This window comes from Burkholderia sp. HMSC10F09, assembly GCF_001806955.1.
GTDB lineage: Bacteria > Pseudomonadota > Gammaproteobacteria > Burkholderiales > Burkholderiaceae > Burkholderia > Burkholderia multivorans.
On record NZ_KV786621.1, the window covers coordinates 44,026 to 50,892 of the forward strand.

Here is a 6,867-nt window from a genome sequence, read left to right on the forward strand (position 1 = left end):
GATGCCGCGCGTCGGCTCGTCGAGGATCAGCAGCTTCGGATCGGTCGCGAGCCAGCGTGCGAGCAGCACCTTCTGCTGGTTGCCGCCCGACAGCAGCCCGATCGGCTGTTCCGCGTCGCGCGCCTTGATGCCGAGCCGCTCGATATACGCATCGGCGAGCTCGCGCTGACGCGCGCGGCCGATCAGCCGCCACCAGCCGCGCCGTGCCTGCAGCGCGAGCACGATGTTCTCGCGGATCGACAGCGCGGCGACGATCCCTTCCTTCTTGCGGTCCTCGGGACAATACGCGATCCCGTGCCGGACCGCGTCGTGCGGCGACGCGAGCCGTGCGCGCGCACCCTCGATCTCGATCGCGCCCGTATCCGCACGCTCGGCGGCAAACGCGAGCTGCGCGGTTTCGGTGCGTCCCGAGCCGAGCAGTCCGGCCAACCCGACGATTTCGCCGGGCCGCACGTCGAGGTCGAGCGCGCTGATCATGCCGCGCCGGCCGACCTGCTGCATCGACAGGAACGGCGCGCTCGCGCCGCCGCGCGCCGCCTCGACCGCACGCGCCTGCAACGCATCGGACAATCGTTCGCGGCCCGTCATCTTCGCGACGAGCGCATCGACCGGCAGATCGCGCGCGAGATACTCGCCTTCGCGCTCGCCGTTGCGCATCACGGTGATGCGGTCGGAGATCGCATAGGTCTGTTCGAGAAAATGCGTGACGAACAGGATCGCGATGCCCGACGCCTTCAATCGGCGCAGCACGTCGAACAGCCGTGCGACCTCGCCGTCGTCGAGGCTCGACGTCGGTTCGTCGAGAATCAGCACGCGCGCGTCGACCGACACCGCACGCGCAATCGCCACCATCTGCTGCACCGCGATCGGATACGCGTCGAGCGAGCGCGTGACGTCGAGCGACAGATCCAGTTCCGCGAGCGCAGCGCGCGCACGCGCATGGATCGTCTTCCAGTCGATCGCGCCGCGCCGCATCGGCTGCCGGCCCGCGAAGATGTTCTCCGCGACCGACAGGTTCGCGCACAGGTTCACTTCCTGGTACAGCGTCTGGATGCCGGCCGCCTCGGCCTCGCGCGGCGCGGCGAAACGCACCGGCGCGCCGCCGACGCGAATCTCGCCCGCATCGTGCGCATGCACGCCGGTCAGCACGTTGATCAGCGTCGATTTGCCCGCGCCGTTCTGGCCCATCAGCGCATGGATTTCGCCGGGAAACAGCCGGAAGTTCACCTGCTGCAGCGCCCGGACACCCGGAAACGCCTTGTCGATGCCGGTCATCTCGACCACCGGCGAATTCGTCATGGATCGCCCTCGATTCGATGGAGTTGGCGGACGGCGGCCGTTGCGCCGCCGCCGGCGCCGTCGGCGGTGCTCAGTACTTGCGGGTCGGCAGCACTTGCGCCGCGACATTCATCGGGAACACCGTCTCGTTCGTGACGATCCGCTTCGGCAGCTGCTTGCCGGCCACGACGTCCTTCACGGCCGTCATCAGCTGCGGCCCGAGCAGCGGGCTGCACTCGACGTCGACGTTGATCTTGCCGGCGATCATCGCCTGGAAGCCGCCCTTCGTCGCATCGAACGACACGACGCTGACGTCCTTGCCGGGCTTCATCCCGGCCTCTTCCATCGCCTGGATCGCGCCGAGCGCCATGTCGTCGTTGTGCGCGTAGACGACGTTGATCTGCTTGCCGTATGTCTTCGCGAACGCTTCCATCACCTGCTTGCCGCCGGCGAGCGTGAAGTCGCCGCTTTGCGATGCGATCACCTTGAACTTCGGATTGTTCTTGATCACCTCGAGCAGGCCCGCGCGGCGATCGTTGGCCGGCGCGGAGCCGACCGTGCCCTGCAGTTCGACGATATTGATCGGGCCCGCGTCGTTCTTGTAGCGCTCCTCGAGCCAGTGGCCGGCGCGCCGCCCTTCCTCGAGGAAGTCCGAACCGATCATCGTCACGTAGAGCGACGGGTCCTTCACGTCGACCGCGCGGTCGGTCAGGATCACCGGAATGTGCGCGGCCTTCGCTTCGGTCAGCACGGGCTCCCAGCCCGACTCGACCACCGGCGAGAACGCGATCACGTCGACCTTCTGCGCAATGAACGAACGGATCGCGCGAATCTGGTTCTCCTGCTTCTGCTGTGCATCGGAAAACTTCAGGTTGATGCCGGCTTCCTTGGCGGCGCTCTTGACCGACACCGTGTTCGCGGTGCGCCACGCGCTTTCCGCGCCGACCTGCGAGAACCCGAGCGTGATCGGCTTTTGCTGCGCGTATGCGCCGGATGCCAGCATGGCCGTCGCGGCCACGAGCGCGCCGGCCGCGAGCTTCCTGATGATCGTCATGTTGCGTCTCCGATGATGTCGTTGTGTATCGCGGCGGCGGCCGTGTGCTGCGCTGTTCTGATTCTGACGGCCGCGTGCGGACGGGGCGGCGGTTGATGGGCCCCGGATCAGTCTAGAAACAAGTCCGATAACCTGCCAATGAAATATTGGATTGAATCAATATCCGAATTGGCATACGTATAAACACCTAAGCGTGTCGCGACACGCATCGCGGCGTTGCCCGAACGGCGCACGCATCTTGCTCCACCGACCTGCGCACGCCGCGCGGTGCGGCACACATCCGATCGCCACGAACCTCACAGGAGACAAGAACGATGGTCGCAGCGCTTCCCCGCAGCTTGCCGTGCGTCGCCGCATGAAGCCGCGCGCGCCCCGCTCCGCGGCCGGCGACGGCATGCGCATGTCCGACGCGCGCGCGGCCGCCACGCTGCGCCACGTCGACGACCGGCAGCCGGGCTACACGCGTCGTCGCGTCCGCAACGGCTTCGCGTATTACACGCAGGACGGCGAGCGGATCCGCGATCCGGACGAAATCGCGCGGATCAACGCACTCGCGATTCCGCCCGCGTACACCGACGTCTGGATCTGCGCGGACCCGCGCGGCCATCTGCAGGCGACCGGCCGCGACGCGCGCGGGCGCAAGCAGTACCGCTATCACCCGCAGTGGCGGGCGACGCGCGACGCGAACAAGTATGCGCGGATGGCCGCGTTCGCGCTCGCGCTGCCGCGCATCCGCGCACGCGTCGCACGCGACCTCGCGCGGCCGGGGATGCCGCGCGAGAAGGTCGTCGCGACGATCGTCCGGCTGCTCGACACGACGCTCGCGCGCATCGGCAACGCGGAATACGCGCGCGAGAACGAGTCGTACGGGCTGACGACGCTGCGCAAGCGGCATCTGAAGATCGAATCGGGTCAGGTGCGGCTGCGCTTCGTCGGCAAGAGCGGCGTCGAGCACGACGTGACGGTCGACGATCCGCGCGTCGCGCGGATCGTGCGGCGCTGCGCCGAGCTGCCGGGGCACGAGCTGTTCCAGTACGTCGACGACGACGGCGAACGCCATTCGATCGGCTCGGCGGACGTGAACGACTATCTGCGCGAGGTCGCCGGCGCGGAATTCACCGCGAAGGATTACCGGACCTGGGCCGGCAGCGTGCAGCCGCTCGCGCTGCTGCGCCGCGCGCCGCACGGCGGTGTCACGGAGGCCCGCAAGCAGATCGTCGAGACCGTGCGCGCGGTCGCCGACATGCTGCACAACACGCCGGCCGTGTGCCGGCGCTGCTACATCCACCCCGACGTGCTCGAGATGTACGAGTCGGGCCGGCTCGATACGCTCGTGATCCGGCGCGCGCCGCGCGGGCTGCGCGCCGACGAAGCGGCGTTCGCGGCGCTCGTGGCCGGTGCGGCGCGGCGCGCCGCAAAAACCGCGCGCGGTTAGCCGCGCGAGCGCGCGATCGAGTTCGCGACGCTGCGAAAGACGAGCGGCTGTTCGTCGCGCGGCGTCGCACGGCGCGCGAGCCGGACCGCGTGCTCCACGCGGCCGTGATGCGCGGACTTTGCGCATACCGGGTCCGCCTCGGCCGGATCGCCGGCGAGCAGGTAGGCCTGACAGCGGCATCCGCCATGATCCACATGGCGCTCGTCGCAGCTGCGGCACGGCTCGCGCATCCAGCCGTCGCCGCGAAACGCGTTGAACGCGTCGCTGTCGTACCAGATTTCCTTCAGCGAGCGCTCGCGCACGTTCGGCAGCGCGAGCCCCGGCAGCGCACGCGCGGCATGACACGGCAGCGCGGTGCCGTCCGGTGCGACGCCGAGGAACACCGAGCCCCACCCGTTCATGCACGCCTTCGGCCGCTGCTCGAAGTAGTCGGGCACGACGAACAGGATCTTGCAACGCTCGCCGACGAGCTTCCGGTAGCGGTTCACCGTCTCCTCCGCATCGCGCAACTGCTCGGCGGTCGGCATCAACTGGTCGCGATTGAGCATCGCCCAGCCGTAGTACTGCGTGTTGGCGAGCTCGAGAAAATCCGCGCCGAGGTCGAGCGCCATCTCGATGATGCGGTCGACGTGCGGCAGGTTGTAGCGATGCAGCACGCAGTTCAGCACCATCGGATAGCCGTGCGACTTGATCAGGCGCGCAACGCTGCGCTTCAGCTCGAACGTTCGCGTACTGGTCAGGAAGTCGTTCAGCTCGCGCGTCGAATCCTGCAGCGACAGCTGGATATGATCGAGCCCGGCCGCCTTCAGCCGCTCGATGCGCGCGGCGGTCAGGCCGATGCCCGACGTAATGAGGTTCGTGTAGAAGCCGAGCCCGCGTGCGTGCTCGACCAGCGTTTCGAGATCGTCGCGCTGCAGCGGCTCGCCGCCGGAAAAACCGAGCTGCGCGGCGCCGAGCGCGCGCGCGTCGGCGATCACGGTGCGCCACGTGTCGGTGTCGAGTTCCGCGCCGTGCGTCGCGAAGTCGACCGGGTTGTAGCAGAACGCGCAATGCAGCGGGCAGCGGTAGGTGAGCTCGGCGAGCAGCCACAGCGGCGGCGACGGTGACGGCCGGTTCGGATCGCGCGTCATGTCAGTCCAGCCAGCCGCGCAGTCGCGCATGATCGAGGAAGCGATAAACGTCCGACGCGAGATCGGATGTGCTGAACAGCCGTTCGAGTTCGCCGATGATCTGGTCGAGTTCGCGCGTGCCGTCGCAGCGCGCGAGTATCTCGCCCGCGCTCGGATTGAGCTTCACCATGCCCTCGGGATACAGCAGCACGTAGGCATCCTGGGCCGCCTCCCATTGCAGGCGGTACATGCCCCTCAGCGTGGGGCGCAGCGGCACGCCGCTGACATCGACGGAATTCATGCGCAATACGCCTTTTCAATGGCATCGAGGATCGACCACAGCACGTCGAGCTTGAACGTCAGAATCTCGATTGCGCGCCGCTGCGCGGCCGCGGTCGTGAAATGGGCGAGCGTGACCGCGAGGCCGTGTTCGACGTCGCGCTGCGCAAGCGGCACGCGGCTGCGGAAATACTGCAGACCGTCAACGTCGATCCACGGATAGTGCGACGGCCAGCCGGCGAGCCGGTCGAGATGGATCTGCGGCGCGAACATCTCGGTCAGCGACGAGCACACCGCCTCCTGCCACGTCGCGCGACGCGCGAAGTTCACGTACGCGTCGACGGCAAAGCGCACGCCGGGCAGCACGTGCTCGAGCGACCACAGCGACGCGCGGTCGAGGCCGACCGCCTCGCCGAGCCGCACCCACGCTTCGATGCCGCCGGCATCGTCGCCGTGCCCGTCGTGGTCGAGGATGCGCTGCACCCACAGCCGGCGCGTGTCGCGGTCCGGACAGTTCGAGAGGATCGCCGCGTCCTTCAGCGGAATGCTGATCTGATAGTAGAAGCGGTTCGCGACCCAGCCGCGAATCTGCGCGGGCGTGCAGGCGCCCGTGTTGAGCCGCCGGTTGAACGGATGATGAATGTGATAGCGCGATTCGAGCGCGCGCAGACGCGCCTCGAATTCGTCGGCGCTCCACGGGCTCGCGTGCAGCGCCGCCGCGGAAATCGGTGCGTTCATGGTCATACCTCGAAATGCATCCCGTCGTGCGCGACCTCGATCCCGTGCCCGTGCAGATGCGCGCGCTCGGCCGAAGCGGGATCGAGAATCGGGTTCGTGTTGTTGATATGCGTGAGCACCTTGCGCGTCTGTGCCGGCAACGCGCGCAGCCGGTCGATCATCCCGGGCCGCATGCCGTCGCCGCGTTGCGCGAGATGGCCCATGTCGGCCGCGTGCTTCGCCGACAGGCCAAGTTCGATCATCTCCGTGCCGGTCCAGAACGTGCCGTCGACGAGGACGAGATCGGCGCCCTGCATCGCGGCCTGCACGCGATCGTCGATGTCGGCAAGGCCCGGCGCGTAGAACGCGCGCCGTCCGCTCGCGACGTCCTCGATCAGTAGCGCGACGTTGTCGCCCGGCACGGCGGCCGCACGTCGCGGCGAATACGGCGGCGCCTTGCTGTCGACCGGCACCGCGGTAAAGCGGATGCCGCCCGCGCCCGGAATCGCGAACGGTTCGTGCAGCGCGATGGTGTGCGCGTCGACGCCGCAGTAGTGGCCGAGCAGCGGCACGAGCGGCAGCGCGGTCGAGAGATCGTCGAGCACCGGCGCGCTCGCATACAGCGGCAGCGGCGACGTACGTTCGCGCAGCATGAGCAGCCCCGTCACGTGATCGATCTGTGCATCGCACAGCACGACCGCGACGATCCCGCTGTCTCGCACGGCGCGCGCCGGCTGCAGTTCGGGCGCGGCGCGCAGCTGCGCGAGGATGTCGGGCGATGCGTTGACGAGCACCCAGTCGACGCCGTCGCTGCTGACGGCGATCGACGACTGCGTGCGCGGCACGATGCCGTCGGTGCCGGCGCGCGCGCGACGGCAGTTCGCGCAATTGCAGTTCCATTGCGGCAGTCCGCCGCCTGCGCCCGATCCGAGGATCCTGATCTTCATCGATGCGTGCTCCGATGCCGGCCGCCGCCTGCGCGGCAGGCGGCGGCG

Annotated in this window: 7 protein-coding genes; 1 reads left to right on the forward strand and 6 read right to left on the reverse strand. The window is 68.4% G+C overall.

Going from position 1 to position 6,867, the window contains the following annotated elements; all coding sequences use genetic code 11:
* Together HMPREF3115_RS07940 and HMPREF3115_RS07945 are read right to left on the reverse strand one after the other, a co-directional pair.
* Nucleotides 1-1,299: sugar ABC transporter ATP-binding protein (locus HMPREF3115_RS07940; RefSeq protein ID WP_256276105.1), on the reverse strand; the 1,299-nt coding region annotated here is incomplete at its 3' end.
* Between the two features lie 70 nt (nt 1,300-1,369).
* Complete coding sequence (locus HMPREF3115_RS07945; RefSeq protein ID WP_006399085.1) at nt 1,370-2,332, reverse strand: ABC transporter substrate-binding protein; 963 nt, start codon at nt 2,330-2,332, stop codon at nt 1,370-1,372.
* 355 nt (nt 2,333-2,687) lie between these two features.
* Between HMPREF3115_RS07945 and HMPREF3115_RS07950 the strand changes: the two genes are divergently transcribed.
* Complete coding sequence (locus HMPREF3115_RS07950) at nt 2,688-3,767, forward strand: DNA topoisomerase IB (protein WP_070554013.1); 1,080 nt, start codon at nt 2,688-2,690, stop codon at nt 3,765-3,767.
* On the opposite strand, the gene pqqE is transcribed toward HMPREF3115_RS07950, so the two are convergent.
* The 4 genes from pqqE to pqqB are packed head-to-tail and all read right to left on the reverse strand — an operon-like array spanning nt 3,764 to nt 6,819.
* Complete coding sequence (pqqE, locus tag HMPREF3115_RS07955) at nt 3,764-4,897, reverse strand: pyrroloquinoline quinone biosynthesis protein PqqE (protein ID WP_125902329.1); 1,134 nt, start codon at nt 4,895-4,897, stop codon at nt 3,764-3,766. The genes HMPREF3115_RS07950 and pqqE overlap by 4 nt on opposite strands.
* Nucleotide 4,898: 1 nt before the next feature.
* The gene (gene pqqD / locus HMPREF3115_RS07960; RefSeq protein ID WP_006399089.1) at nt 4,899-5,177 is read right to left on the reverse strand and encodes a pyrroloquinoline quinone biosynthesis peptide chaperone PqqD; all 279 of its coding nucleotides are present in this window, start codon (nt 5,175-5,177) and stop codon (nt 4,899-4,901) included.
* Entirely contained in the window at nt 5,174-5,893 is a 720-nt protein-coding gene (pqqC, locus tag HMPREF3115_RS07965) for a pyrroloquinoline-quinone synthase PqqC (protein WP_070554017.1), read from the reverse strand. Before pqqC ends, pqqD begins: the two co-directional genes overlap by 4 nt.
* 2 nt (nt 5,894-5,895) lie before the next feature.
* Nucleotides 5,896-6,819 (reverse strand): pyrroloquinoline quinone biosynthesis protein PqqB, encoded by a 924-nt coding sequence (pqqB, locus tag HMPREF3115_RS07970; RefSeq protein ID WP_006410017.1) that lies wholly within the window; start codon nt 6,817-6,819, stop codon nt 5,896-5,898.
* Between the last annotated feature and the right edge of the window lie 48 nt (nt 6,820-6,867).

Excerpts from the sequence above, each read along its gene's own strand:
- pqqC (WP_070554017.1), bottom strand. The coding sequence starts at position 5,893 with ATGAACGCACCGATTTCCGCGGCGGCGCTGCACGCGAGCCCGTGGAGC.
- pqqD (WP_006399089.1), bottom strand. The coding sequence starts at position 5,177 with ATGAATTCCGTCGATGTCAGCGGCGTGCCGCTGCGCCCCACGCTGAGG.
- HMPREF3115_RS07945 (WP_006399085.1), bottom strand. The coding sequence starts at position 2,332 with ATGACGATCATCAGGAAGCTCGCGGCCGGCGCGCTCGTGGCCGCGACG.
- pqqE (WP_125902329.1), bottom strand. The coding sequence starts at position 4,897 with ATGACGCGCGATCCGAACCGGCCGTCACCGTCGCCGCCGCTGTGGCTG.
- HMPREF3115_RS07950 (WP_070554013.1), top strand. The coding sequence starts at position 2,688 with ATGAAGCCGCGCGCGCCCCGCTCCGCGGCCGGCGACGGCATGCGCATG.
- pqqB (WP_006410017.1), bottom strand. The coding sequence starts at position 6,819 with ATGAAGATCAGGATCCTCGGATCGGGCGCAGGCGGCGGACTGCCGCAA.